The organism is Cellulophaga algicola DSM 14237 (assembly GCF_000186265.1).
Taxonomy (GTDB): Bacteria; Bacteroidota; Bacteroidia; order Flavobacteriales; family Flavobacteriaceae; genus Cellulophaga; species Cellulophaga algicola.
The window spans coordinates 2,489,985-2,516,089 of record NC_014934.1; the positions used below are offsets into that span (position 1 = coordinate 2,489,985).

Here is a 26,105-nt window from a genome sequence, read left to right on the forward strand (position 1 = left end):
GATTAATATAATTTCAAAGGAAGTAGAAAGAGTTAAAAAATTGTTGAACGGTTTTATTAACTACCAGAAGAAAATATGACGAACAACGAACAACGAATAACGAGTAACGAAAGAAAGTATCTGAAACTTTCAGGCTTGGAGCCTTTAGTGCTTTCGGAAAATACAAACTTTGTAAATGTTGGTGAACGTACAAATGTAGCAGGTTCAAAAAAATTCCTTCGTCTAATAAAAGAAGAAAAGTTTGAGGAGGCTTTAAGTGTAGCTCGTGATCAGGTAGATGGGGGTGCACAGATTATAGATATTAATATGGATGACGGACTTATCGATGGCAAAGAAGCCATGGTTAAGTTTTTGAATTTAGTGATTGCAGAACCAGATATTTCTAGAGTGCCTATCATGATTGATAGCTCTAAATGGGAGATTATTGAGGCAGGTTTACAAGTAGTACAGGGTAAATGTGTGGTGAATTCTATTAGCCTTAAAGAAGGCGAAGAGCAATTTAAACACCATGCAAAATTAATTAAGCGTTACGGTGCTGCTGTTATTGTTATGGCTTTTGACGAAACTGGCCAAGCAGATAATTATGAACGTAGATTAGAGATTTCAAAACGCTCTTATGATATTCTGGTAAATGAAGTAAACTTTGCGCCAGAAGATATTATTTTCGATTTAAATATATTTCCTGTGGCTACAGGAATGGATGAGCATAAATTAAATGCCATTGATTTTATTGAAGCAACGAGATGGGTGCGAGAAAATCTGCCTCATTGTAGTGTGAGTGGTGGGGTTAGTAATGTGTCTTTTAGTTTTAGGGGTAATGATCCCGTTCGTGAAGCAATGCACTCTGTATTTTTATACCACGCAATACAAGCAGGAATGAACATGGGGATTGTAAACCCTAGTTTATTGGGTGTTTATGATGATATTCCTAAAGATTTATTAGAGCGTGTAGAAGATGTTATTCTAAATAAAAGAGACGATGCTACAGAGCGCCTTTTAGATTTTGCAGAAACGGTTGTAGGTACTGCAAAAGAAAGTAAGATAGATTTATCTTGGAGAGAAGAACCTTTGCAAAATAGAATAACCCGTGCCTTAGTGAAAGGTATTGATCAATATATTCTTGAAGATATAGAAGAAGCCCGTGTAGCAGCAGATAAGCCAATTGAGGTTATTGAAGGGAATTTAATGACGGGTATGAACGTTGTTGGAGATTTATTCGGTAGCGGAAAAATGTTTTTACCACAAGTGGTGAAATCTGCCCGAGTAATGAAAAAAGCGGTAGCCTACTTACTGCCGTATATTGAAGAAGAAAAGTTAAGGAATCCGCAAGAAGGAGACGATAAAGGTGCCGGAAAAATATTAATGGCAACCGTTAAAGGAGATGTTCATGATATTGGAAAAAATATTGTGAGTGTAGTTCTGGCTTGTAATAATTATGAGATTGTTGATCTTGGAGTAATGGTTCCGCCAGAAAAAATTATCAATGCAGCTATAGAACACGATGTAGATATTATTGGCTTAAGCGGATTGATAACACCATCATTAGATGAGATGGTATTTTTGGCGAAAGAAATGGAACGCCAGAACTTTAAAGTTCCTTTGTTAATAGGTGGGGCAACGACGAGTAAGGCGCATACTGCTGTAAAAATAGATACCCAATACAGCCAAGCGGTGGTACATGTGAATGATGCCTCCAGGGCGGTAACTGTTGTTGGTGATTTATTAAAGAAAGAGACGGCTACTAATTACAAACAAGATATTAAACTTGATTATGAATCTTTTAGAGATAAGTTTTTAAGTAGAACAAAAAAGAAAGAATATAAAACCATAGCTCAAGCTCGTGAGAATAAGCTTCAAATTGCATGGGAGGATTCTAAAATCACCAAACCTAATCAATTAGGAATTCAAACTTTTGAAGAGGTAGACTTAGAGAAATTAGAGCCTTTTATAGATTGGTCTCCTTTTTTTAGAGGATGGGAATTGCATGGTAAATACCCAGATATTTTAACAGATGATGTGGTAGGTGAGCAAGCGGTAGAGTTGTTTGCTGATGCTCAGAAGATGTTGAAAAAGATATTTTCAGAAAAAAGATTAACGGCTAAAGGGATTTTTGGATTATTTCCTGCTAACGCAATTAATGATGATGATATTGAAGTTGTTGCTTCTGTTTCGGAAGAGTTTCCCGAAGGGCAGAAGAGGGTTTTTAGAACCCTTCGTCAGCAATTAAAACGAAGAGAAGGTGTGCCTGATTATGCTTTGGCAGATTTTATAGCTCCTAAAGCTTCAGGGAAGCAAGATTATATAGGTTGTTTTTGTGTCAGTACTGGTTTTGGAGCCGATGAAATGGCAGATGCGTACAAGGATAATTTAGACGATTATAATTCCATTTTAGTAAAAGCATTAGCGGATCGTTTGGCAGAAGCATATGCGGAATACCTGCATAAAGAGGTGCGAATAAAACATTGGGGCTATGCCTCAGATGAAACCTTGAGTAATGAAGATTTAATTAATGAAACCTATAAAGGGATTCGTCCTGCTCCTGGGTATCCTGCTTGCCCCGATCACTTAGAGAAATTAACGATTTGGGAATTACTTGATGTGGAGCATAAAATTGGAGTAAAACTAACAGAGAGTTTAGCTATGTGGCCAGCTTCAAGCGTTAGTGGGTATTATTTTGCTAACCCTGAAGCACGTTATTTTGGGCTAGGAAAAATAAAAGAAGACCAAGTAGCAGATTTTGCGAATAGAAAAGGAATTTCTTTAGAAGATGCTTCGCGTTGGTTAGCTACAAATATAGCAGACGATTAGTATGAAGGATTTTATAGAACTTAGTTTAGGTAGTTTTATGATTAGTCATGGTTATGATGAACATAACAAAGAGATAGAAGAACATATAAAAGTTAATGGTTTTGCTAAAAAGCTGGTAGCGGTAAACAGAATAAAATCATTAAGCGAGAGATATATCTTGACAGATTATGTAGATGGCCGATGGATCTATTGGGAGTATGAAGAAGCGTATACTGCGGTAAAAGAAAAGTTAGAAAGCCTGTAAAATGGTTGCGTTAAGGATAGTAGCGGCATCCTTTTTTGCTTGAAAAAGCATAAAAGATATAGCGAATAGCCTGTTAAAACGCCAAAAATAAAAATAGGATTGTAATTAGAATACGGAAATGAAAGTAACAGACCACATAAAAAATGCCAATGGAAACACTTTGTTTTCGTTCGAAATTGTTCCACCAGTAAAGGGGAATAGTATTCAAGAATTGTATGCTAATATAGAGCCTTTGATGGAGTTTAATCCGCCATTTATTGATGTGACGACCTCAAGGGAAGAATATATTTATGTGGATAAAGCGGGACTTTATGATAAAAAAATTACGCGTATGCGTCCTGGTACAGTTGGCATTTGCGCATCTATAAAGCATAAGTTTGATGTAGATACGATTCCGCATGTAATTTGCGGTGGTTTTACAAAAGCAGAGACAGAATATATGTTGATTGACTGTCATTATTTGGGTATTGATAATGTAATGGCTTTACGTGGTGATGCTATGAAAGAAGAGAAGTACTTTAAGCCTACTGAAGATGGTAACTGCTTTGCTTCAGAATTGGTAAGTCAGATTCAAAATTTAAATCAAGGAAGGTATCTTCATGATGATGTGCAAGGAGAAGATAGATCTAATTTTTGTATAGGTGTTGCGGGGTATCCAGAGAAGCATCTAGAGGCACCATCTTTTAAGTCTGATTTAATTAGATTAAAACAAAAGGTAGATGCCGGGGCAGATTATGTGGTGACACAAATGTTTTTTGATAATCAAAAATATTTTCAATTTGTAGAAGCGGCAAAAGAGATTGGAATTAATGTACCTATTATTCCAGGAATTAAACCAATAGCAGTTAAACGTCATTTGCAATTATTACCGCAAATATTCAGTTTAGATTTGCCACATGATTTGGTAGAGGCTGTTGAGGCTTGTAAGAATAATGCTGAGGTTAGGCAAGTAGGTGTAGAGTGGGCTATTCAGCAATCAAAAGAATTAAAAGCTGCTGGGATTCCTGTATTGCATTATTATTCTATGGGGAAATCTAATAATATAAAGGCAATCGCGAAAGAAATTTTTTAATTAACTAGATAAGTTAGTTCCGATTTTAAAGTGAATTCTTACATTTGGCACCATTAAATTAACCAATGAAATTTAAATTTTCTATTTATTTTATCTTTCTGGCGCTAGGCTGCTATGCTCAAAAAAGCGAAGAAGATAAGAGGTATACGCTTGATGCAAGTCAGTTTTATGGTTCTATTTTACGCCATAATCCAGACATTACGCATCTTATAGATTCGCATCCTGGTGGGATTATACTAAGTCTAAACCGTAAAACATACGGGGAAGAATATTGGCAACAACGTTATAATTATCCAGATTTAGGGTTTTCATTTATTTATCAGGATTATAACAATGAAACCTTGGGTGAGAGTTATGCTGCATATGCTCATTATAATTTCTATTTTTTAAATCGCTATTTGCAATTTAGAATAGGGCAGGGATTGGCATATATGACCAACCCATACGATAAAGAAACCAATTTTAGAAACAATGCTTTTGGTTCTCAGATTTTGAGTACTACGTATTTAATGCTTAATTTTCATAAGGAGAATATTGTAAAAGGTATTGGTTTTAAAGCAGGATTTTCGGTAATGCATTATTCTAATGCGAATGTAAAAGCACCTAATACATCTACCAATACTTTTGCTTTAAATGTAGGTGTTACCTATGATTTAGATGGAGGAAAGGAGCTTACTTATTTGAAAACCGAAAAGAAAAAGATAATAGAACCCGTAAAATATAATCTAGCTTTTAGAACAGGAATTAATGAGAGTGATGTAATTAATTCAGGTCAGTTTCCGTTTTATATTTTATCAGGGTATGCAGATAAGCGCGTTTCGGACTTGAGTGCTATTCAAGTAGGAGGAGATGTATATTTTTCTAAATTCTTAAAAGAACTCATCAAATACCAATCTATTGCATTTCCTGAAAATAATGTCAGTGCCGATGATGATTATAAACGAGTAGGTGTTTTTATTGGTCACGAGTTATTTATCAATAAAATGTCTGTTATCAGTCAGTTAGGCTATTATGTATATTATCCCTTTGATTTTGAGGGAAGGGTTTATAATAGAATAGGTTTAAAACGTTATTTCGGTGATAAAGTGTATGGTGCTTTAACATTAAAATCTCACGGTGCAAAAGCAGAGGCGGTAGAATTTGGTATTGGTATCCGATTATAAAAATTAAATGATAAAAAAGTATAGTATATTGTTTTTGATTTTTTCATTATTAGTAGGGTGTGATAGTGAAAATTCCTCAGATTGTCTTCAAAAATCAGGAGACTTAATTCAGGAAGAATTGGTTTTAGAATCATTTTCTAAAATAACAATTTTTGATGGAGTCAAGTTAGTGCTTAAGCAAGCTGAGGAACAAAAAATTGTTTTAGAAACAGGAGAGAATTTACGGAATGATATTCGTGTAGAAATAATTGATAATAGATTGGTAGCTTATAATGATAATAGTTGTAATCTAGTGCGTGATTATGGACTAACGACATTGTATGTTTCTTCGCCAAATATTTCGGAAATAAGAAGTAGTACGGGCTTCTTAATTAAGAGCGATGGTGTTTTGAATTATCCTTCTCTATCTCTATTGTCTGAAAGCTATGGTGAGCCAGAAGCAGAAACTACAGATGGCGAATTTTATATTGAAGTAAATAATACGAGCGTTAATATTGTCTCTAACGGAATTGCATTTTTTAATGTTTCAGGAATAACAGAAAATTTAAATGTTGTTTTTGCTGCTGGAGATTCTAGATTGCATGCAGAAAGTCTTTTTGCAAAAAAAATCACTATAAATCATAGAGGAACTAATGACATGTTGGTAAATCCACAAGAGTCATTAACAGGAAAAATAGTAGGCACAGGTGATGTTATAAGTTATAATACACCAGTAAATGTTGAAGTTGAACAGTTGTACAAAGGAAAACTTATCTATAGAAACTAACCTTGAAAAAACCATTGCTATCTTATTTTAAAGATTTTTTTGCTTTTAAACGCGTGGTTGGAGAAGATGTTCAATTACAAGGTTTAGCAAAAGCAGATGATTTGTTAGCTCATTTAATTGCGACTAAAAAAATTCCAGGTTTAGCCATTTCAGTTTTAAAGAACGGAGAATCTTATTTTCAAAAAGGATACGGATTTGCAGATCTTGAAAAAAGTATAGCGATACACCCTGAAACATCGGTTTTTAGAATTGCTAGTGTTTCTAAGCCTATAGCAGCTACTGCGCTTGCACACATGGTTGCAGAAGGAATTATAGATTTAGATGCTTCATTCTATACCTATGTACCTTATTATCCAAAAAAGGAGTGGGACTTTACTATCCGTCAGCTTGCGAGCCATACGGCGGGTATTAGAGGGTATTTGGGTAAAGAATATGCCTTAAACAACCCCTATAGCATAAAAGAAAGTATTGCTGTTTTTAAAGATTCAGATTTACTTTTTGAACCAGGAACAGGGTACCATTACAATAGCTATGATTGGGTCTTAATCTCCTTAGCGATGCAGGAAGCTAGTGGTGTACTTTTCGAAGAGTATGTGTCAGAAAAAGTACTGCAACCACTTGGGCTTAAGAGTACTTTTCCATCAGATATTTCTGGAATAGATACTATTGAGAATCAAGAATTACAACTCACGACCTTTTATTCTAAATGTGCTATAGGTTTTAAAGCTGCAATAGCGGCTAATAATCATTATAAATTAGCGGGTGGGGGCTATTTAGCTACAGCAACAGATATTACAAAAATAGGTCAGGCTTATCTTGATCATAAGATTTTAGATTTTAGTGTTCTAAAACAATTTTTAACCAGTGAAATGCTAAATCAGAACCCTACTTACTATGGTTTAGGATGGCAAGTGAGTGAGGATGCTAAAGGTAGACCTTATTATGGGCATATAGGTAATGGAGTAGGTGGTTACGCTAATTTTTTTGTGTATCCAGAACAAAAAATGGTTTTTTCTATCCTTGTAAATTGTACAAACCCTACTATTCAAAAAGTTTTAGATAGGGTTGTTGACGCTATTCTTGATAGTTAAAACAATAGTTACTACTTGGTAATAGCTAGAAAAATAGTTCTTAATTATTTTTTTTTGATCCAGAGTCTCCTTTAGTGATAAACTATTCGCATCAAAAGACATATAATCTCACAGTATCGGTACTTATTGTTTTAAAAAATAAAAGATTAAAAAAAAGATCTTAGTATATTTTGATTTTTGAATATAAGTATTACTTTAGCCAAAGTTTATTACAATTATGACAAAACTATATTTCTGGAACGGTTTCTTTTTTTACTTCTTTTTTAAGAGAGGTGCGGGACTGTTGTAGTATATTTCAAAATATATATTTCAAAAAAGTCCCGTATATAACGGGGCTTTTTTTTTGATTTTTTTTGAGATGTCAATAGTAATTGTAGTATTTAAATAATAGGAGTTTAGGTATGAAATTAAAAATAGCCATACAAGGAGTAAAAGGTTCTAACCACCATCAAGTGGCGAAAGATTACTTTGGAGAAAACATTGAACTGGTAGAATGCATGTCTTTTGACGAGCTAGTTTGTCAAACTTTATCAGGAAGAGCAGACCAAGCTGTTATGGCTATAGAGAATTCTATTGCAGGTTCTATAATTCCAAACTATGCATTGATTCATCATAATAATTTGCATGTTATTGGAGAGCATTTTTTAAATATCCATCATAATTTAATGGTTCTTCCAGGTCAGAAAATTGAAGATATTAAAGAAGTACATTCACATCCTATGGCGTTGTTGCAGTGTAAAGATTTTTTAAAATCGTATGCACATATTAAATTGGTAGAAGCGGTAGATACTGCTGAAACAGCGCAACAAATTCAAGAAAAGCAATTAATGAATATTGCGGCAATTGCACCTAAAGCTGCGGCAGAATTATATGGTTTAGAGATTATTGCCAATGAGATACAGACCATCAGCAATAATTCAACTCGTTTCTTAATCATCAATAAAGAAAATAAAGCGTTGCCGCCAGAAGAAATCAATAAAGCTTCTATACGTTTTATTGCAGATCACAAACGAGGTAGTTTGGCAGCATTGCTAAATGTAATGAGTGATTGTAATTTAAATTTAACTAAAATACAATCGTTACCCGTTATTGAGCGCCCATGGAAGTATGCATTTTTTGTTGATGTTACTTTTGATGCGTATCAGGATTTCACAAAAGCAAAATCGCTTTTAGAAATTATGACGGAAGAATTTAAAATATTAGGAGAATATAAAAACGCTAGAGTATGATCATAACTGCAGATCGGCTAAATACCGTAGAAGAATACTACTTTTCAAAAAAACTAAGAGAAGTTCGCGGATTAATGGCTGAAGGAAAACCAATCATTAATATGGGTATTGGTAGTCCAGACTTAGCACCTTCAGAGGATGTGATAAAAGCAGTACAGGAAGCTGTAACGGATGCTGGTGCACATCAATACCAAAGTTACCAAGGTTTACCAGAATTTAGAGAGGCTATTGTTAATTTTTATAGTAACTACTATGATGTTCTTGTTAATCCGTTAACGGAGGTTCTTCCTTTAATGGGCTCTAAAGAGGGAATCATGCATATTAGCATGGCATTTTTGAACCCTGGAGATGAGGCACTAATACCTAACCCTGGCTACCCTACCTATACATCGGTAACTAAGCTAGTAGGAGCGGCGCCAAAATATTACGATCTAACGGCAGCTTCTAAATGGTTTCCAGATTTAGAAGTTTTAGAGGAACAAGATGTATCTAAAGTAAAAGTAATGTGGGTTTCGTATCCGCATATGCCTACAGGGGCTTCAGCTACCAAAGATCAATTTAAAGCATTAATTGCTTTTGCTAAGCGAAATGATATTTTATTGATTAATGATAATCCTTATAGTTTTGTGCTGAATGCCACTCCAGAAAGTATTTTAAGTATTGATGGGGCTAAAGATGTTGCTTTAGAACTTAATTCTTTAAGTAAAACATTTAACATGGCTGGTTGGCGTGTAGGAATGGTTTTAGGTAGTGAGGCGCATATTAGTGCTATTTTAAAAGTTAAAAGTAATATGGATTCAGGTATGTTTTACGGCATACAGAAAGGAGCTATTGCAGCATTGAAAAGTAGCCAAGATTGGTTTGATGGATTGAATGAAATCTATGAAAAGCGTAAAGCCTTAATGTTGCAATTAGCAGATAAACTAGGTTGTTCGTATGATGAAAATGCGGTAGGCATGTTTGTTTGGGCAAAATTACCAGAAGGAGCAGTATCTGCAGAGGAATTTATTGATGACATACTTTATACGAAAAATATTTTCATCACTCCAGGAACTATTTTCGGAAGTAATGGAGAAGGGTATATTCGTTTTTCACTTTGTGTAACTGAGGATAAAATTAAAGAAGCGATTAGTCGGTTTTAAGCAAAATTGTTGGTTACTGCGTACAACATGTAAAGAATTTTTTAAAAAAAACTATTCACTGAGCGTAGTTATTGTGAGTTGGTTGCATCGTAAGTTTAGGATAAGAAATAATATCTGTTCGAGCGCTTTTATATGAAGTAAGTCGTTTTAAGAACAGGTTTCGGAAATTAAGAATTAAGAAAAAAGAATGCAGAATACAGAAAAATGATAGCGTAAGACTTGATTTTTCTTTTTCGAAACTTTTCTCTTTTATCAAAATAAAAATGAACGTATTTATTGTAGGTGTCGGATTAATAGGAGGATCAATGGCTAAGGATATAAAAGTTAATAATCCTAATGCAGTGATTTATGGTATCGATACCAACGAAAAACATATCGAAGAAGCTTTATCAATTAAATTAATTGATAAAAAAGCTAGTTATGATGATTTGTCAATAGCGGATATCGTAATCATCTCAGTGCCTGTAGATGTTATGGTTTTTGAGCTTCCTAAAGTGTTGGATGTCGTAAATGATGATGCTGTTGTGTTGGATGCAGGCTCTACAAAAGCTTTAATTTGTAACGCTGTAGCTTCACATCCTAAAAGAAGAAATTTTTTAGCATGTCATCCTATAGCAGGAACAGAGTTTTCTGGCCCATCGGCAGCAATTAATGATTTGTTTCGAGGCAAAACAAATATTATTTGTGAGGTCGAAAAAACAGCCTTCAAATTGCAAGAAAGAGCACTGACTGTTTTTCAGAAATTAGGGATGCGAATTCGGTATATGAATCCGGAAGCGCATGATAAACATATTGCTTATGTATCACATTTGTCGCATATCAGTTCCTTTATGCTGGGAAAAACGGTAATTGAGAAAGAGAAAAACGAGCGAGATATCTTTGATATGGCGGGCAGTGGATTTGAAAGTACGGTTCGTTTGGCAAAAAGTTCACCAGCAATGTGGACCCCGATTTTTAAACAGAACAAAGCTAATGTTGTAGAGACTTTAGATGAATACATACAAAACCTGAAAGCTTTTAAACAAATGCTTTTAGAAGATGATTTTGAAGGTATTTACAATGAAATGAATAGTACCAATAGAATAAAAGAAATATTAAACGGAATACCACTTAATAAAAAATAGAACAAGAAGAGATGGAGAATTCAAAACAAATGAGAACATGGTTGGATGATATGAAACTAGATCATCCTCTAGTAATAGCAGGGCCATGTAGTGCGGAAACGGAAGAGCAAGTACTAAAAATTGCACATCAATTAAAAGATACTGATGTAAATTATTACCGCGCTGGTATTTGGAAACCAAGAACTCGTCCTGGAATGTTTGAGGGGGTAGGAGCTTTAGGTTTAAAGTGGTTACAAAAAGTTAAGGCAGAAACAGGTATGAAAACTTGTACAGAAGTTGCTAATGCAGCTCATGTAAAGTTAGCTTTAGAGCATGATATTGATTTGTTATGGATTGGTGCGCGTTCTACGGTGAGCCCTTTTATTATGCAAGAAATTGCAGATGCTTTAGGAGAAACAGATAAAATTGTATTGGTTAAAAATCCTGTAAACCCAGATTTAGCACTTTGGTTAGGTGGTATTGAAAGATTAAAAACAGCTGGTGTTAAAAATTTAGGAGCAATTCATAGAGGTTTCTCTACATATGAGAAAACAAAATATAGAAATATTCCAGAATGGCAGATAGCGATTGAGTTTCAGAATAAATTTCCAGATTTACCTTTAATCAACGATCCATCTCATATTACAGGAAATAGAGAAATGATTTTTGATGTATGTCAGACAGCATTAGATCTTAATTTTGATGGCTTAATGGTAGAAACACATTTTGATCCTGAAAATGCTTGGAGTGATGCAGCACAGCAAGTGACTCCAGAAAAATTAATTCAGATCATGCGTGATTTGAAAATTAGAAAAGAATCTGATCCTGAAGCTGAATATAATAGCGAATTGAGTAATTTAAGAGCTCAGATAGATGTTGTAGATGCTCAATTAATTGAGATGCTAGGGAAGAGAATGAAAATTTCTGATGGTATTGGAGGTTTAAAAAAGCAAAAAAATGTTGCTGTTCTTCAATCAAACAGATGGAATCAAATTTTGGGTGCAATGATCTTAGAAGGAGAATCTAAAGGACTGAGCGAAGAGTTTGTTTTAAAAATGTTTAAAGCAATTCATCAAGAATCCATAAACCACCAAGAGAAAGTTATAAACTCTTAAGTTCTATTCTCGTCATATAATTAAAACCCGCTTTTTTAAGTGGGTTTTTTTATTTTTAAAGTGTAACATTTGTAAAAAGTCTTTGTCTTTATAAAAATTTAAATAAATACAATATGAAAAATTTACTACTCGCATCCTTTTTTCTGATAACTCTTAGTGCTTTCTCGCAACGGATTGTAGATAGAGATATGGGCAACTTTCATGAGGTAAAAGTTTTTGATCTTATTGAGGTGAATCTTATAAAATCTGAAGAGAATAAAGTTCTGATCAAAGGGAAAAATGTAGACGACATTAGTCTGGTAAACAAAAATGGGGTCTTAAAAATTAGAATGATTTTAGATAAAATATTTCATGGGGAAGATACTTTTGTAGAGGTGTATTATAAAGAGCTAAGTTTAATTGATGGAAATGAAGGGGCTAAAATAACTTCAAATGCGACTATTGAGCAAAATATGATTGAGCTTAAAACTCAAGAAGGCGCACAGATAAAAGTAGGGTTAGATGTAGATTATCTTAAGGTGCGCGCTGTTACGGGGGGTATTGTTGAAGCTTCAGGAATGGCAAAAAATCAAGAGGTAGTTTTAAATACAGGAGGTATCTTTGAAGGTAGAGAATTAAGAACAGAAATGGCAACGGTAAAAATTACAGCAGCAGGAGAAGCGGAAGTTTATGCTTCTAAAAAAATTGATATTAAAATTAAAGCTGGAGGTGACGTTAATGTTTATGGAAACCCAAAACAAGTAAATAAAAATATTTTTGCAGGGGGTAGAGTTCGGATTATGGAGTAAGAGTGCAGCTTATAAATAGCTTGGTTACATCAGGTAAGAGTAAAAGCAACTTCGTTTCTTGTGCTTTATTAAGCATAAAAGTTGTTATTTTGTGTTTCAAAATCGAAAAAGAAGTAAATGCAAGGAGTCGTATATAAATCTACTGGTAGTTGGTACACTGTAAAAACCCAAGAAGGTAGCTTTTACGAATGCAGAATTAAAGGAAAATTCAGGATTAAAGGAATTAAAAGTACCAATCCCGTTTCTGTCGGAGATAATGTAACTTTTGAGGTGGAAACTATTGGTGATGAAACTGTCGGAATTATTAACGATATAGCCATTCGTAGAAACTACATCATCCGTAAGTCAGTAAACTTATCAAAACAGACGCATATTATCGCTGCTAATTTGGATCAAGTTTTTCTTATGATTACGCTTAATAATCCGCCTACTTCTACAAGTTTTATAGATCGTTTTTTAGTAACAGCAGAGGCTTATCATATTCCGGCTATCTTATTGTTTAATAAGATAGATACCTATAATGACGAGGAGCTAGATGAAATTAAATATTTAGCGGCACTCTACCGTAGTGTTGGTTATACCTGTATGGGTATCTCTTCTACCACAGGAAAGAATATAGAAAAGGTAAAAGAGTTTATGGTGGGTAAAACCAGTATGTTTTCAGGGCATTCTGGGGTAGGAAAATCTACATTGGTAAATGCTGTAGAGCCCAAACTAGACTTAAAAACAAAAAAGATATCTGTACAGCATGCGCAAGGGCAGCATACGACAACATTTGCTGAAATGTACGATCTAGATTTTGGTGCTAGAATTATAGACACACCTGGGATTAAAGGTTTTGGTATTGTTGATATGGAAAAGGAAGAAATAGGAAATTATTTTCCCGAATTCTTCGCATTAAAACAAAAATGTAAATTTAATAATTGTTTGCATATAGAAGAACCTAAATGCGCTGTTAAAGATGCATTAGATAATGATGAGGTAGCATGGAGCAGGTACCGTAGCTATGTGCAAATGGTTAAGGGTGAAGAAGAAAATTACAGAACAGATATTTACGGAGAGAAAAAGTGAGAGCAGTAGTACAAAGAGTAACAAAAGCTAGTGTAAGCGTCAATGGGGTGTTAATCAGTAAGATTAATGCGGGATTACTTATTCTTTTAGGTATTGAAGACGCAGATAATACGGATGATATTGAATGGCTTTCTAAGAAAATAGCGAATCTTCGTATTTTTAATGATGAAAATGAGGTAATGAATAAATCACTTTTAGACACTGAAGGTGATGCTATTGTTGTGAGTCAGTTTACATTACACGCAGCTATAAAAAAAGGAAATCGCCCATCTTATATTAAAGCAGCAAGACCAGAAGTTGCTATACCACTTTACGAGCAGTTTGTTTTAAAGCTAGAGCAAGATTTAAGTAGGAAAGTAGGAACGGGAGTTTTTGGAGCCGATATGAAAGTAGAACTTTTAAATGACGGTCCGGTTACTATTTGTATTGATACAAAAAATAAAGAATAAAACGATACTATCATGAATATTTTAGATTCACAAAAAGCCGTAGATACTTGGATAAAAGAACACGGTGTTCGTTATTTCAATGAACTTACTAATATGGCCCAATTAACCGAAGAGGTAGGAGAGGTAGCACGTATTATTGCGCGTAGATATGGAGAGCAAAGCGAAAAAGAATCTGATAAAAATAAAGACCTTGGTGAAGAATTGGCAGATGTTGTCTTTGTAGTTTTATGTTTAGCAAACCAAACAGGAATAGATTTGCAACAAGCTTTTGATAAAAAGTTAGATTTGAAAACAAAGCGTGATCACGATAGACATCATGACAATAAAAAATTGAAATAGTAGTATCTTTACGGCTTAATTTTTCTAGTCTAGAAAATTTCTAAATCATACGATATTGAAAGTACATTTAACACCACCCGAGAGTAATCATATACTAGCAAACATTAAAGTTACAGGCTCTAAGAGCGAGTCTAATCGTATTTTGTTGTTGCAAGCTTTATATTCAAATATTAAGATAGAAAACGTATCTAATTCTGATGATGCCCAAGTAATGGCAAAAGGGTTAGCTATGGTAGACGGGGTGGTAGATATACATCATGCCGGTACAGCAATGCGTTTTTTAACTGCTTACTTTGCAACTCAAGAAGGGAAAGATGTTGTCCTAACTGGATCACAGCGTATGACAGAACGCCCAATTAAAGTTTTGGTAGCGGCTTTAAAAGAATTAGGTGCGGAAATTAGTTATGTAAAAAATGAAGGATATCCTCCTATAAAAATTACAGGAAAAAAAATTACTAAAAACAAAGTTTCTCTTCCTGCAAATATTAGTAGTCAGTATATTTCTGCATTGTTATTAACTGCGCCAAGTTTAGAAAACGGAATAGCTTTAGAATTAATAGGTAAAATTACTTCTGTTCCTTATATAAAAATGACATTGGCTCTTTTGACTCAATTGGGAATAGAAAATTCTTTCGAAGGAAATAGCATTAAAGTATCTCCAAAAAAAGCAGTTGAAAATCAAACCTTAATAGTAGAATCAGATTGGAGCTCTGCGTCCTATTTTTATAGTATCGCTGCCTTATCAGAAATAGGTTCTAAAATTGGTTTATCATCCTATAAACATGATAGTCTTCAAGGAGATAGTGTTTTAGCGGAAGTTTATAAGGAGTTTGGCGTGGATACAGTTTTTATAAATAATAAAATTGAACTTCATAAAGTAAAAGAACCACAAATTAAAACCTTAGAGTGGGACTTAGCAAATGCTCCCGATATTGCTCAAACAATTGCAGTGACCTGTTTTGGTTTGCAAATGTCTTGTCATTTAACGGGTTTACACACTTTAAAAATTAAAGAAACAGATAGATTAGAAGCCTTAGATGTAGAGCTGTCTAAATTAGGCGCTTCAATTTCTGTTACAGACAAAACCTTGACCTTAAATGCTGCAACGTCAATTAATGCAGATGTAGCAATAGCTACCTATAATGATCACCGAATGGCGATGGCTTTTGCTCCTTTGGCCTTAAAAACTACTATTTATATTAATGATGCAGAAGTAGTTTCTAAATCATTTCCTGATTTTTGGACAGACATGGCTACCTTAGGAATTGGCGTACACGAACAATAAGAAGCTTTCCTTTTTAAAAATGATTGAATTTTATGTGCTTTTGCTAGTAAATCACTAGTAAAGAGACTTTAATAATCGTTATTTGAAAATATAAAAGACGTTTTACTTGACAACGCCCTATTCAGGATTGTATCTTTGCAGCCGCATTAACAATAACAAAAAATCGATATATGAAATTATCCGGATTTAATTTTGAATTACCAGAGGAGCTATTAGCAGAATACCCTGCAGAAAATAGAGACGAATCCAAATTGATGGTAATTCATAGAGAAACAGGTAAAATTGAGCATAAAATGTTCAAGGATATGATTAATTACTTCGATGAAGGTGATGTCATGGTGTTAAATAATACCAAAGTTTTTCCTGCTAGACTTTACGGAAATAAAGAGAAAACGGGTGCGCGTATTGAAGTATTTTTATTAAGAGAATTAAACGAAGAACAACGTCTTTGGGATGTTTTAGTAGATCCAGCACGTAAAATTCGTATCGGTAATAAATTGTATTTTGGTGATGATGATACTTTAGTAGCAGAAGTTATTGATAATACAACCTCAAGAGGTAGAACACTTCGTTTTTTATATGATGGTTCTTATACTGATTTTAGAAGAAAATTAAAAGAGCTAGGAGATACTCCACTACCAAAATATATCAAAAGAGAAACAGAAGCAGAAGATGCTGAGCGTTACCAAACTATTTATGCAAAGCATGAAGGTGCAGTAGCGGCACCAACAGCGGGCTTACACTTTTCTAAACATTTATTAAAGCGTTTAGAGATTAAAGGTATAGATTTTGCAGAATTAACGCTACATGTTGGTTTAGGTACTTTTAACCCAGTGGAGGTTGAAGATTTATCGAAACATAAAATGGATAGTGAAGAATTAATTATTGACGAGAAAACTACGGAAATAGTTAATAACGCTAAGAAAAATAAAAAACGTATTTGTGCTATAGGTACTACAGCAATGAGAGGTTTAGAGAGTGGTGTTTCTTCACAACATACCTTGAATACGTTTGAAGGTTGGACCAATAAATTTATTTTCCCTCCTTATGATTTTAGTATTGCAAACTGTATGGTAACCAATTTTCATTTACCAAAATCTACTTTATTGATGATGGTATCTGCATTTATGGGTCATGATTTAATGAAAAAAGCATACAAAGAAGCTATTTTAGAGGGGTATAAATTCTACTCTTATGGTGATGCAATGTTGATCATATAACGATCCTTTATTTGTTAAAAGAATCCCGCTTGAGCTAATTAGTCTAGGCGGGATTTATTTTTAAATGCAATTTTAAAAACAATTATCTTTAATACGTGGATACAATTAAAAAGAAAGACATACGCGCCTTAACCAAAGAACAATTGCGAGAGTTCTTCGTTACCAATGGTGATAAAGCCTTTAGGGGTAATCAGGTCTATGAATGGCTTTGGCAAAAAGGAGCACATTCTTTTGAAGCAATGACCAATGTTTCTAAAGAAACTAGAGATATGTTAGAGCAGAATTTTGTCATCAACCACATAAAGGTAGATGTCATGCAACGCAGTAATGATGGTACCATAAAAAATGCCGTTCGTTTACATGATGACTTAATTGTGGAGTCTGTTTTAATTCCCACAAAAACAAGATCAACGGCCTGTGTATCTAGTCAGGTGGGGTGTAGTTTGGATTGTAAATTCTGTGCTACATCACGCTTAAAGCGTATGCGGAACTTAAATCCTGATGAGATTTATGATCAAGTAGTGGCTATTGATAATGAAAGTAGATTGTATTTCAATCGTCCATTGAGCAATATTGTTTTTATGGGTATGGGAGAGCCTTTAATGAATTATAACAATGTGCTAAAGGCAATTGATATGATTACATCTCCAGAGGGTTTAGGGATGTCTCCTAAGCGTATTGTAGTTTCTACTTCGGGCGTGCCAAAAATGATTCGTAAAATGGCAGATGATGAGGTTAAATTTAAATTAGCTGTTTCATTACATTCTGCAATTGATGAAATTAGAACTTCAATCATGCCGTTTAATGCTAATTTTACCCTTACCGATTTAAGGCAATCACTACAGTATTGGTATGCAAAAACTAGAAGTAGAATTACCTATGAATATGTAATTTGGAAAGGTATTAATGACAGTCAGAAAGATGTAGATGCCTTGGTAGACTTTTGTAAGTTTGCTCCGTCTAAAGTAAATTTAATAGAATATAACCCTATTGATGATGGGGAGTTTCAGCAAGCTTCAAATGCCGCTATAGATATGTATGTGAATACTTTAGAGCAGCATAATATTGCTGTTACCGTACGTAGGTCTCGTGGAAAAGATATTGATGCGGCATGTGGTCAATTAGCAAATAAATCATAATAAAAAAAAGGGTTGTTTTTTACAAACAACCCTTTTTAATACTAAACATTATTAACTAAACTATTTAAAATTACTCTGCTGCAATCTTAGCATTTAATTCCTCAATTGTTTTAGCCATTACTACTCCTGGTAATTTTATAGGAGCAGCAACTTCAGCCATAAATGTTCCTTTTACTTCACCTGTTTTGTAGGTAGTAAAACCAACTCTATATAATCCAGCAGTAATTGCTTTTGTAGGACTTCCTAATTCACTTTTGTATCTTAATAATGAATTGTAGCTGCTACCACTTGGTTGTTTAGGCATTTCAGAACTATCATCATTACGTTCTAAAGTAACCCAATTAGCACCTTTTGCACTGCTATCTGTAAGTCCATCACTAGAAATAATATCAGAACGCTCTAAAGTAATATACGTATCAAAGTAATCTTTAGAACTAGCGTTTTCAGTATATTCTTTAGATACTATAGCACCTTTAGTTTTACCGTCAGTAGGAGAAACCATACGTACGCCTAATTCAGGAGCAGCTAAAGGAACCCATACATAGATGTAGTAAAACTTCTTATTGTCTTTAACTTCATCTTCATTGCCAGATTCAGCATATCCTAAATAAGAAATTACATCCGTATAAGGAACTTTAATAGTTTTTGGTCCTATTTTTTTCTCTACAGAACTACCAAATTTTTTCAATTTTTGAGCCTGTGTAGCGCTTAACCCTCCAACTAATAAAATAGCTAACGATACAATAAATTTTTTCTTCATTTTTAAATATTTAATTGTTATTTCCTTCGACAAATATAGAATATAATACTCCTTATACAACCCCTAGTGTTGGTGAAATTGATATCCCTGATTTCAGGGGTGATGTTCTAAAATCCATTTTCTGCCTATTTCTATCTAAATTAAAGCCGTACGGATTAGCCTACTTGCATTTTTTAGCTAATTTTACAAAGAACTAACCGATAGCATAACTACAGGATTATTATTTGTGAAAGTTGTAGACCAAATAAAAGAACCCATTATAGAGGAAATGGAACTTTTTGAAAAGAAGTTCTATGAATCTATGACTTCTAAAGTGGCACTTCTAAATAGAATTACCCACTACATTGTGAATAGAAAAGGAAAGCAAATGCGACCAATGTTCGTTTTTCTTACCTCTAAACTAATTAATAATGGTGAAGTAAATGAAAGAACCTATCGCGGAGCTTCTGTGATTGAACTAATCCATACCGCCACCTTGGTACATGATGATGTGGTGGATGAAAGTAATAAACGTCGTGGCTTTTTCTCAATCAATGCACTTTGGAAGAATAAAATTGCAGTTTTGGTTGGGGATTACCTTTTGTCTAAAGGGTTGTTGCTCTCTATTGATAATGGCGATTTTGATTTACTTAAAATCATCTCTGTAGCGGTTCGGGAAATGAGCGAAGGAGAATTACTTCAAATAGAAAAGGCAAGACGTTTAGATATTACGGAAGCTATTTATTATGAAATTATCCGGCAGAAGACAGCCACTTTAATTGCAGCATGCTGTAGTTTGGGTGCGTGCTCTGTAAAACCCGATTCTGAAGAAGTAGAAGTTTTTAGAAAGTTTGGTGAATATTGTGGAATGGCTTTTCAAATAAAAGATGATTTGTTTGATTATGGTGATGCCGCTATTGGTAAACCTACGGGCATTGATATAAAAGAACAGAAGATGACACTACCTTTAATCTACGTGCTCAATAACTGTTCTAAAAAGGAAAAGAAGTGGGTCATCAACTCCATAAAGAACCACAACAAAGATAAAAAACGCGTAAAAGAGGTGATCAATTTTGTAAAAGATAACGGTGGCCTTGAGTATGCAGTAACAAAAATGCTGGAGTTTAAAGATCAAGCATTAACGATATTGGAAACTTATCCAGATTCTGATTATAAAAATTCACTGCAGCTCATGGTGAATTATGTGGTAGATAGGAAAATATAATATTTTTATTTATCTGTAAGTCAGTAGTTTAAAACTTTTTTTCATTTTTTTTTAATTCTTAGGCAACCTTTTTGAAAGTGGTCTCGTCTATCTTTATAGAAACAAAAACTATAACACGTTGAAGATTATTTCTTTTTATACTAACGAAAAACTTCTGATTAAAAAAGCTGTTGCAGGTAATGCACAAGCTCAGAAGCATATTTATGAAAAGAATGCACCTAAAATGCTTAGCGTTTGTCGGCAATATATAAAAGATACAGCCTTTGCTGAGGACGTTATGGTAACGGGTTTTGTAAAAGTTTTTAAGTATTTAGACACGTTTAAATTTGAAGGTAGTTTTGAAGGGTGGATTCGTAGAATAATGATTAGAGAATCAATATCCTATTTACGTAAAAAACAATTTGTAGTTTTTGATGATGATGTTTTTGAACGGAATTCAGCCTCTCAAATTTCGTTCTCCTCAGAAGTAGATGCAGAGCAAATACAATTATTGATTGATAAGCTTCCGGAAGGATATAAAATGGTTTTTATACTTTATGCAGTAGAAGGGTATAAACACAGTGAAATTGCGGATATGCTGAATATTTCTGAAAGCACCTCAAAATCACAATTATTTAAAGCAAGAAGAACGCTCCAAGAGCAAATGAAGGAACAAAAAATAGTAAGTTATGGCACCAATTAAATTTGAAGAACATATAAAAGAGAAGCTAGATGAGCGCACGATTACGCCATCTGCAAATGCTTGGGATAAAATTTCAGGACAGATAGCATCTACTCCAGCAAAGAAATCAAAAGGGTTTGTGTGGTATGCTGTTGCGGCTTGCCTTATTGGGTTGTTAATAGCCTCCTTTGTATTTTATATAGGGGCAGAAAATACTATAGTTCTTCCTGAAAATAGTATTGTAAATGAAAATAATGAGAAAAGAAAAGAGTTGGAAGCGCCTATAGAGCAATTTGTTTTACCGCCTGTAGTTAACAAAAGCACGGACAGTTCTTTAAATGCCATTGCTTTAGAAGATAAAAAAGAGGCAGAGGTATTGAAAAATGAAGTACATAATTCAAAGAATGCTATGGCTACTTCTAATCTTGAAATTACAGAAACGGTACTGAAAGAAGATACGATTATTGGTACGGTTAATGAAAATGTTTTTAATAAAGATGACATCATTAATTCAAAAATAAAAGATCTTATCGCTCAAGTAGATGCGCTAGAGTCTAATAATACTGTAGTTTCCGATGCAGAGATAGAGACACTATTGAGAAAAGCAGAACGCGAAATATTAGCAGATAAAATTTTTAAGTCAACATCAAATAAGGTAGATGCAATGGCACTATTAGATGAAGCTGAAAATGAATTGAATACATCCTTTAGAGATCATTTATTTGATACCTTAAAAGATGGCTTTTTTAAAGTGAGAACTGCAGTCGCAGATCGGAATAACTAAAATCAATACCTATTTATAATACCATTTTTCTTTTCTGATATCAGCTGTATTTAGAAAAGGAGCAGGGTGGAGTTTGTTCATTAATTACTAATCAAATAAATAATCATCACATGAAAATTACTATACTATATATCGCAATATTATACTTTGGTCTTTTGGCGCAAAGCATGTTGGGGCAAGAAGACTATAAAAGTAAAGTTGTTACTTTAAATCAGTTAAAATCAGAAATAACAGTACAGGAAAAACATGCTCTTAAGGTAGAAATTGCTTCGATTATGAAGCAGTTAGATGCTAAAGAAATTACAGAAGTAGAGGCCCAAGTCTTAAAAGAAGAAGCCGCAAAGAAACGCGCTTTGAATATTGAAAATAGATTAAGTATTATAGACAATGAAATTGCGCTATTAGAACGTAATAGCGGTCAAGTTTTGGCTTTAGACTCCTTGGGAACCAGTGGTTCTATGGTAGAAATTAATTGGGGTTCAAAAGATGATGGTGAAGATCGGTTATTTGGCATCAACATAGATACGGATAAGAAAAAGTTAGATTTAAAATATGACAGACGTACCTATTCAGATTTTGTTATCGCCGTAGGTCTTAATAATGCTATTATTGAGGATCAATCTTTAGATGATTCTCCCTATAAAATAGGAGGTAGTCGTTTTTTTGAAATGGGTTGGCAGTGGAGAACCCGCGTTTTTAAGAACAGCAATTTTATGCGATTTAATTATGGATTCTCTTTCCAGTTTAATGGATTGAAAGCTAAGAATAATCAATATTTTGTGGTTAATGATGGGCAAACAACGTTGGAGGATTTTCAATATGATTTAGATAAGGCAAAACTACGTATGGATAATTTAGTATTCCCTGTTCATTTTGAGTTTGGTCCGTCTAAATTGACAAAGACCGATAAAACGATTAGATATGATGTGTACAGGAAATTTCGTTTTGGTATTGGAGGATATGGCGGTTTTAATTTGGGGACACGACAAAAATTGAAATATGAAGTGGATGGAGAGAAGGTGAAGGATAAACTAAAAAGAGATTATAATACCAGTAATTTAATTTATGGACTTAGTGCTTATGCAGGTTTTGGAAATACGCAGTTATATTTAAAGTATGATTTAAATCCTATTTTTAAAGATGCACTTGTAGATCAGCATAATATTTCTTTGGGACTTCGGTTTGATTTAGATTAAAACAAAAAAGCCAAGACAGCGTCTTGGCTTTTTAATTTAAATTTATTTCTTGCTTTATTTTAAGGTATACCTTATTCTCTAAACTAACTTATAAAGCAAGTATATTCATGTTTTGGTTTTTTAAAATAAGAAGAGCCTTACGTAAGTTTCCTAAAAACAATACTTGTTATTCTACGCAAGGCCTTCTCTACAAACAACCAACTAAAGGTTTATAGCAATTCAAAAGAAACTGAAATTTGGTAGTCTCTTTTTGAGAATTCAGCACCATAATAAAGTGATTCTGACATTTTATTGGGGTTATTATCGTGAATATATATTGCTTTACCCACTTTACGATCTATTTTCTTTGCGATAGCCTCTGCCTTTGCTTTAGCATTGTAATATGCTTCTTTTGCATACGTTGCTACCTCATCATCAGTTAAGCTATACTCAAAGTTAGAATCAGATTGTGATACACCTAATGCTTTTATAGAAATAAACTTCTCAAGCGTTTCTATAGAAGTGGTTTTAAACTCAAAGTAAGTACCTTCCTTTTCATAGCGTAAGAGTTCATAAGCAAACTTATCTTCTTTCAATGCCTTAAGATCAATCCCCTGCTTTTTTAAAGTAGCTAAGTAACTTTCTTTTAATTCAGGAAAAGTCATCCCAGGAGCGTCGTAATACACGTTGTTTAAGCTAAGAATCATTCTAGCATTAAATATCGGCTTAATGGTGTGTGTCGTTGATCCTTCAACACTTATGTTTGGTGAAGCCGTTTGAGCCATTGCAGTCATAGTAGATAGTAAAATAAAGGTTTGAATAATATATTTTTTCATGCTTCTATTTTTTACAGCGCAATAAAGTGTTATTAAATTGCAAAAATAAAAGAAGCAACAATCATCCAAGCACCTACGATAAGACCTATAACCCCTAATTTTCCTTGTTTTGGAGCAATTTTAGCACGTAAAGCATCTGCTTTTTCTTTTGCATTTTCATTTTTAGATAGGACATATTTGTTTATCAATCCAAATCCTAACATGAAGCCTAGTATTGCAGAAACTATGTTTCCTGCTAAGAAGGTAATCCACCATATTGGCGCTACAGTTAACCAACCAATATTTAATACAGCACTTATAATTCCCCAAATTCCCCAAAAGCAAAACAGCATTCCGATCCATGCTTGATAAGGTTCTATTTTTTCTAATAATTCTTTAGCGTTTGGTTTTTTTGATAAGATTAAAGAAGGTACTGCAATGATGCTTAATAATACAAGTGTAATTCCCCAGATCATAATTTTAGTTTTTAAGGATTAATTATTTATTTGTTATTTATTTCTGATACAAAGTTGCGGCTATTAAGAAGTTTTTTAAACCCTTTAGATAGCCAAAAAGTTACCCCTGAAAACAGTGATATGTTTATTATCTTTGTGTTTTAACCAGTGTATAAATGCACTGAAATAAACCCTACTGCAAATTGATATCAAAATCTACTATTGATAAAGTGTATGAAACTGCTCGTTTAGAGGAGGTTATTGGCGACTATGTACAATTAAAAAAATCGGGTTCTAACTTTAAAGGTTTAAGTCCGTTTACCGATGAAAGGTCGCCTAGTTTTATGGTAAGTCCGGTAAAGCAAATTTGGAAAGATTTTAGTAGTGGTAAAGGAGGTAATGTCGTAGCCTTTTTAATGGAACATGAACATTTTACCTATCCTGAAGCAATCAAACACTTAGCAAAGAAGTATAATATAGAGATAGAAGAAACGGAACAGAATGATGAGCAGAAAGAACAAGCCAATGAACGTGAAAGTATGTACTTGGTTTCAGAATATGCTCAAAAGTATTTTTCAGATATTCTTTGGAATACAGAATTAGGTAAAGCAATAGGTCTCTCGTATTTTAAAGAGCGTGGCTTTACAGAGGAGACTATTAAAAAATTCGCTTTAGGGTATTGTTTAGATAATTGGGATTCCTTCACCAATGCAGCATTAGAGAAAGGGTATCAAATAAAATATTTATCAGATACGGGGCTAACTATTGTTAAGGAGGATGCTGCCAATCCTGCAAACTCTAAAAAGTTTGACCGCTTTAAAGCGCGTGTCATGTTTCCTATTCAATCTTTAAGCGGCCGTGTGCTAGGTTTTGGTGGGCGTATATTAACGAATGATAAGAAGGCTGCTAAATATTTAAATTCACCAGAGAGTGATATTTACCATAAGAGTAAAGTGTTGTACGGTATTTACCATGCAAAGCAAGCTATAGCAAAAGAAGATAATTGCTATTTGGTAGAAGGGTATACCGATGTAATTCAGTTTCATCAGCGTGGTATTGAGAATGTAGTAGCGTCAAGTGGTACCGCATTAACTCCTGAGCAAATACGTTTGGTAAATAGGCTCACTAAGAATATTACCGTTTTGTTTGATGGGGATGCAGCTGGCCTTAGGGCGTCTTTACGTGGAATTGATTTAATTCTGGAGCAAGGAATGAATGTAAAAATTTGTTCGTTCCCAGAAGGAGAAGACCCGGATAGCTTTGCTAGGGCTAATAACCTTGAGGAGGTCTTAGAATATTTGAAGACTAATTCTAAAGATTTTATACAGTTTAAGGCTTCTTTATTGATAAAAGAAGCAGAGAGTGATCCTGTAAAAAGGGCAGATACCGTTCGTGATATCGTTAATAGTATTTCTAAAATCCCTGACCGCATTCAAAAAGAAATCTATATTCAAGAATGTGCTCAGATTATGAACATATCAGAATCTGTACTTTTTAACACATTAGCTCAGATAGATAAAAAAGAGGTTTCCGATACACATAAGAAGGTAAAAGAAGAGCAAAAAGCACAAGTATTTAATGTCGTTAAAAATGAAGAGGTTGGACAAAAAGTTGATGTTCAATTTGAATTAGAACGAAAAATTATTGAAATATTACTACTTTATGGAAACTCACCTCAAGAGTTCGAAGATCTTATTTTAAAAGAAAATGAAAAAGGAGATTTAGAATTAGAGCCAGAAAAAATTGAAGCAAAAGTTTACGAAAAAATATTTCTAGATCTTCAAGATGATGAAATTGAGTTAGGTAATGAGAACTTTAGGAATATCTATAGTAAGTTAATTCAGGAACTTAATGAAAATGAAAACTTCAGTATTAATACCTTTATTGCTCCGTTAGATCAGGAAATGGTATCAGAGATATCCTCCATTTTAATGGAGGAAGAAAAATACATGTTGCATGATTGGGCTCGTAAAGAAATCTATCCTAAGAAGAAAGAAGTTACTATAGCGCAGTTAACAAATGAAACTATTTTAACCTTACGTTGTTTTTTAATTAAACGTAGAATTAATGCTTTACAAAACGAAACAACAAAGTTAGAGAATGATAATAGAGAGATCTTGGAGGAAATCATGAATTACATTCATTTAAATACATTATTGAATAAGAAATTAAATAGAGTTTTGTCTTAAAAATTAATTATTTAGAACTAAAAAAGCCTAGCATTGCT

25 protein-coding genes are annotated in these 26,105 nt (G+C 33.7%); 22 read left to right on the forward strand and 3 right to left on the reverse strand.

Annotated features, from left to right (window positions below; all coding sequences use genetic code 11):
- Positions 1-75 precede the first annotated feature (75 nt).
- From metH to rlmN, 17 genes are all read left to right on the forward strand, one after another.
- On the forward strand, positions 76-2,808 hold the full coding sequence (metH, locus tag CELAL_RS10805) for a methionine synthase (protein WP_013550945.1): 2,733 nt from the start codon (positions 76-78) through the stop codon (positions 2,806-2,808).
- A 1-nt stretch (position 2,809) separates the two neighbouring features.
- Positions 2,810-3,052 (forward strand): hypothetical protein, encoded by a 243-nt coding sequence (locus tag CELAL_RS10810; protein ID WP_013550946.1) that lies wholly within the window; start codon positions 2,810-2,812, stop codon positions 3,050-3,052.
- Positions 3,053-3,170: 118 nt separating this feature from the next.
- Positions 3,171-4,124 carry a methylenetetrahydrofolate reductase [NAD(P)H] gene (metF, locus tag CELAL_RS10815; RefSeq protein WP_013550947.1) on the forward strand — a complete coding sequence of 318 codons (954 nt, stop codon included), beginning with the start codon at positions 3,171-3,173 and terminating at the stop codon, positions 4,122-4,124.
- Between the two features lie 65 nt (positions 4,125-4,189).
- Positions 4,190-5,287, forward strand: coding sequence for an acyloxyacyl hydrolase (locus CELAL_RS10820; RefSeq protein WP_013550948.1), 1,098 nt, complete (start codon positions 4,190-4,192; stop codon positions 5,285-5,287).
- Positions 5,288-5,294: 7 nt separating this feature from the next.
- On the forward strand, positions 5,295-6,053 hold the full coding sequence (locus tag CELAL_RS10825) for a head GIN domain-containing protein (protein ID WP_013550949.1): 759 nt from the start codon (positions 5,295-5,297) through the stop codon (positions 6,051-6,053).
- Between the two features lie 2 nt (positions 6,054-6,055).
- Complete coding sequence (locus CELAL_RS10830) at positions 6,056-7,144, forward strand: serine hydrolase domain-containing protein (RefSeq protein WP_245529615.1); 1,089 nt, start codon at positions 6,056-6,058, stop codon at positions 7,142-7,144.
- 401 nt (positions 7,145-7,545) lie between these two features.
- Positions 7,546-8,373, forward strand: coding sequence for a prephenate dehydratase (locus CELAL_RS10835; protein ID WP_013550951.1), 828 nt, complete (start codon positions 7,546-7,548; stop codon positions 8,371-8,373).
- Positions 8,370-9,515 (forward strand): pyridoxal phosphate-dependent aminotransferase, encoded by a 1,146-nt coding sequence (locus CELAL_RS10840; protein WP_013550952.1) that lies wholly within the window; start codon positions 8,370-8,372, stop codon positions 9,513-9,515. The genes CELAL_RS10835 and CELAL_RS10840 overlap by 4 nt, the downstream gene beginning before the upstream one ends.
- Before the next feature lie 263 nt (positions 9,516-9,778).
- Positions 9,779-10,639, forward strand: a complete 861-nt coding sequence (locus CELAL_RS10845; protein ID WP_013550953.1) for a prephenate dehydrogenase — start codon at positions 9,779-9,781, stop codon at positions 10,637-10,639.
- 11 nt (positions 10,640-10,650) lie between these two features.
- Positions 10,651-11,733, forward strand: a complete 1,083-nt coding sequence (locus CELAL_RS10850; protein ID WP_013550954.1) for a bifunctional 3-deoxy-7-phosphoheptulonate synthase/chorismate mutase type II — start codon at positions 10,651-10,653, stop codon at positions 11,731-11,733.
- Between the two features lie 113 nt (positions 11,734-11,846).
- Positions 11,847-12,521, forward strand: a complete 675-nt coding sequence (locus CELAL_RS10855) for a head GIN domain-containing protein (RefSeq protein ID WP_013550955.1) — start codon at positions 11,847-11,849, stop codon at positions 12,519-12,521.
- 117 nt (positions 12,522-12,638) lie between these two features.
- Positions 12,639-13,592, forward strand: coding sequence for a ribosome small subunit-dependent GTPase A (gene rsgA / locus CELAL_RS10860; protein ID WP_013550956.1), 954 nt, complete (start codon positions 12,639-12,641; stop codon positions 13,590-13,592).
- Complete coding sequence (gene dtd, locus CELAL_RS10865; RefSeq protein WP_013550957.1) at positions 13,589-14,041, forward strand: D-aminoacyl-tRNA deacylase; 453 nt, start codon at positions 13,589-13,591, stop codon at positions 14,039-14,041. The genes rsgA and dtd overlap by 4 nt, the downstream gene beginning before the upstream one ends.
- Positions 14,042-14,053: 12 nt before the next feature.
- The gene (locus CELAL_RS10870) at positions 14,054-14,380 is read left to right on the forward strand and encodes a nucleotide pyrophosphohydrolase (RefSeq protein WP_013550958.1); all 327 of its coding nucleotides are present in this window, start codon (positions 14,054-14,056) and stop codon (positions 14,378-14,380) included.
- Between the two features lie 55 nt (positions 14,381-14,435).
- Positions 14,436-15,665, forward strand: coding sequence for a 3-phosphoshikimate 1-carboxyvinyltransferase (gene aroA / locus CELAL_RS10875; protein WP_013550959.1), 1,230 nt, complete (start codon positions 14,436-14,438; stop codon positions 15,663-15,665).
- 170 nt (positions 15,666-15,835) lie between these two features.
- On the forward strand, positions 15,836-16,885 hold the full coding sequence (gene queA, locus CELAL_RS10880; protein ID WP_013550960.1) for a tRNA preQ1(34) S-adenosylmethionine ribosyltransferase-isomerase QueA: 1,050 nt from the start codon (positions 15,836-15,838) through the stop codon (positions 16,883-16,885).
- A gap of 95 nt (positions 16,886-16,980) precedes the next feature.
- A complete protein-coding gene (gene rlmN, locus CELAL_RS10885; RefSeq protein WP_013550961.1) occupies positions 16,981-18,024 on the forward strand; it encodes a 23S rRNA (adenine(2503)-C(2))-methyltransferase RlmN in 1,044 nt (347 codons plus the stop codon).
- 70 nt (positions 18,025-18,094) lie between these two features.
- On the opposite strand, the gene CELAL_RS10890 is transcribed toward rlmN, so the two are convergent.
- Positions 18,095-18,784: a Lipl32 family lipoprotein gene (locus CELAL_RS10890; protein WP_013550962.1), complete on the reverse strand. Its 690-nt coding sequence runs from the start codon at positions 18,782-18,784 to the stop codon at positions 18,095-18,097.
- Positions 18,785-19,010: 226 nt separating this feature from the next.
- Here CELAL_RS10890 and CELAL_RS10895 point away from each other — a divergent pair, with 226 nt between their 5' ends.
- The 4 genes from CELAL_RS10895 to CELAL_RS10910 all read left to right on the forward strand — a co-directional run bounded on the left by CELAL_RS10895 (position 19,011) and on the right by CELAL_RS10910 (position 22,629).
- On the forward strand, positions 19,011-19,988 hold the full coding sequence (locus CELAL_RS10895; protein ID WP_013550963.1) for a polyprenyl synthetase family protein: 978 nt from the start codon (positions 19,011-19,013) through the stop codon (positions 19,986-19,988).
- Positions 19,989-20,106: 118 nt separating this feature from the next.
- Positions 20,107-20,670: an RNA polymerase sigma factor gene (locus tag CELAL_RS10900; RefSeq protein WP_013550964.1), complete on the forward strand. Its 564-nt coding sequence runs from the start codon at positions 20,107-20,109 to the stop codon at positions 20,668-20,670.
- On the forward strand, positions 20,657-21,433 hold the full coding sequence (locus tag CELAL_RS10905; RefSeq protein ID WP_013550965.1) for a hypothetical protein: 777 nt from the start codon (positions 20,657-20,659) through the stop codon (positions 21,431-21,433). The genes CELAL_RS10900 and CELAL_RS10905 overlap by 14 nt, the downstream gene beginning before the upstream one ends.
- 110 nt (positions 21,434-21,543) lie before the next feature.
- Positions 21,544-22,629 carry a hypothetical protein gene (locus CELAL_RS10910; protein WP_013550966.1) on the forward strand — a complete coding sequence of 362 codons (1,086 nt, stop codon included), beginning with the start codon at positions 21,544-21,546 and terminating at the stop codon, positions 22,627-22,629.
- 209 nt (positions 22,630-22,838) lie between these two features.
- On the opposite strand, the gene CELAL_RS10915 is transcribed toward CELAL_RS10910, so the two are convergent.
- Both CELAL_RS10915 and CELAL_RS10920 read right to left on the reverse strand, forming a co-directional pair.
- A complete protein-coding gene (locus CELAL_RS10915) occupies positions 22,839-23,444 on the reverse strand; it encodes an SIMPL domain-containing protein (RefSeq protein WP_013550967.1) in 606 nt (201 codons plus the stop codon).
- 32 nt (positions 23,445-23,476) lie between these two features.
- Positions 23,477-23,899 carry a hypothetical protein gene (locus tag CELAL_RS10920; protein WP_013550968.1) on the reverse strand — a complete coding sequence of 141 codons (423 nt, stop codon included), beginning with the start codon at positions 23,897-23,899 and terminating at the stop codon, positions 23,477-23,479.
- A 182-nt stretch (positions 23,900-24,081) separates the two neighbouring features.
- Between CELAL_RS10920 and dnaG the strand changes: the two genes are divergently transcribed.
- Complete coding sequence (dnaG, locus tag CELAL_RS10925; RefSeq protein ID WP_013550969.1) at positions 24,082-26,067, forward strand: DNA primase; 1,986 nt, start codon at positions 24,082-24,084, stop codon at positions 26,065-26,067.
- The last annotated feature ends 38 nt before the right edge of the window (positions 26,068-26,105 follow it).

Excerpts from the sequence above, each read along its gene's own strand:
- metH (WP_013550945.1), top strand. The coding sequence starts at position 76 with ATGACGAACAACGAACAACGAATAACGAGTAACGAAAGAAAGTATCTG.
- CELAL_RS10810 (WP_013550946.1), top strand. The coding sequence starts at position 2,810 with ATGAAGGATTTTATAGAACTTAGTTTAGGTAGTTTTATGATTAGTCAT.
- metF (WP_013550947.1), top strand. The coding sequence starts at position 3,171 with ATGAAAGTAACAGACCACATAAAAAATGCCAATGGAAACACTTTGTTT.
- CELAL_RS10820 (WP_013550948.1), top strand. The coding sequence starts at position 4,190 with ATGAAATTTAAATTTTCTATTTATTTTATCTTTCTGGCGCTAGGCTGC.
- CELAL_RS10825 (WP_013550949.1), top strand. The coding sequence starts at position 5,295 with ATGATAAAAAAGTATAGTATATTGTTTTTGATTTTTTCATTATTAGTA.
- CELAL_RS10835 (WP_013550951.1), top strand. The coding sequence starts at position 7,546 with ATGAAATTAAAAATAGCCATACAAGGAGTAAAAGGTTCTAACCACCAT.
- CELAL_RS10840 (WP_013550952.1), top strand. The coding sequence starts at position 8,370 with ATGATCATAACTGCAGATCGGCTAAATACCGTAGAAGAATACTACTTT.
- CELAL_RS10845 (WP_013550953.1), top strand. The coding sequence starts at position 9,779 with ATGAACGTATTTATTGTAGGTGTCGGATTAATAGGAGGATCAATGGCT.
- CELAL_RS10850 (WP_013550954.1), top strand. The coding sequence starts at position 10,651 with ATGGAGAATTCAAAACAAATGAGAACATGGTTGGATGATATGAAACTA.
- CELAL_RS10855 (WP_013550955.1), top strand. The coding sequence starts at position 11,847 with ATGAAAAATTTACTACTCGCATCCTTTTTTCTGATAACTCTTAGTGCT.
- rsgA (WP_013550956.1), top strand. The coding sequence starts at position 12,639 with ATGCAAGGAGTCGTATATAAATCTACTGGTAGTTGGTACACTGTAAAA.
- CELAL_RS10870 (WP_013550958.1), top strand. The coding sequence starts at position 14,054 with ATGAATATTTTAGATTCACAAAAAGCCGTAGATACTTGGATAAAAGAA.
- queA (WP_013550960.1), top strand. The coding sequence starts at position 15,836 with ATGAAATTATCCGGATTTAATTTTGAATTACCAGAGGAGCTATTAGCA.
- CELAL_RS10890 (WP_013550962.1), bottom strand. The coding sequence starts at position 18,784 with ATGAAGAAAAAATTTATTGTATCGTTAGCTATTTTATTAGTTGGAGGG.
- CELAL_RS10905 (WP_013550965.1), top strand. The coding sequence starts at position 20,657 with ATGGCACCAATTAAATTTGAAGAACATATAAAAGAGAAGCTAGATGAG.
- CELAL_RS10910 (WP_013550966.1), top strand. The coding sequence starts at position 21,544 with ATGAAAATTACTATACTATATATCGCAATATTATACTTTGGTCTTTTG.
- CELAL_RS10915 (WP_013550967.1), bottom strand. The coding sequence starts at position 23,444 with ATGAAAAAATATATTATTCAAACCTTTATTTTACTATCTACTATGACT.
- CELAL_RS10920 (WP_013550968.1), bottom strand. The coding sequence starts at position 23,899 with ATGATCTGGGGAATTACACTTGTATTATTAAGCATCATTGCAGTACCT.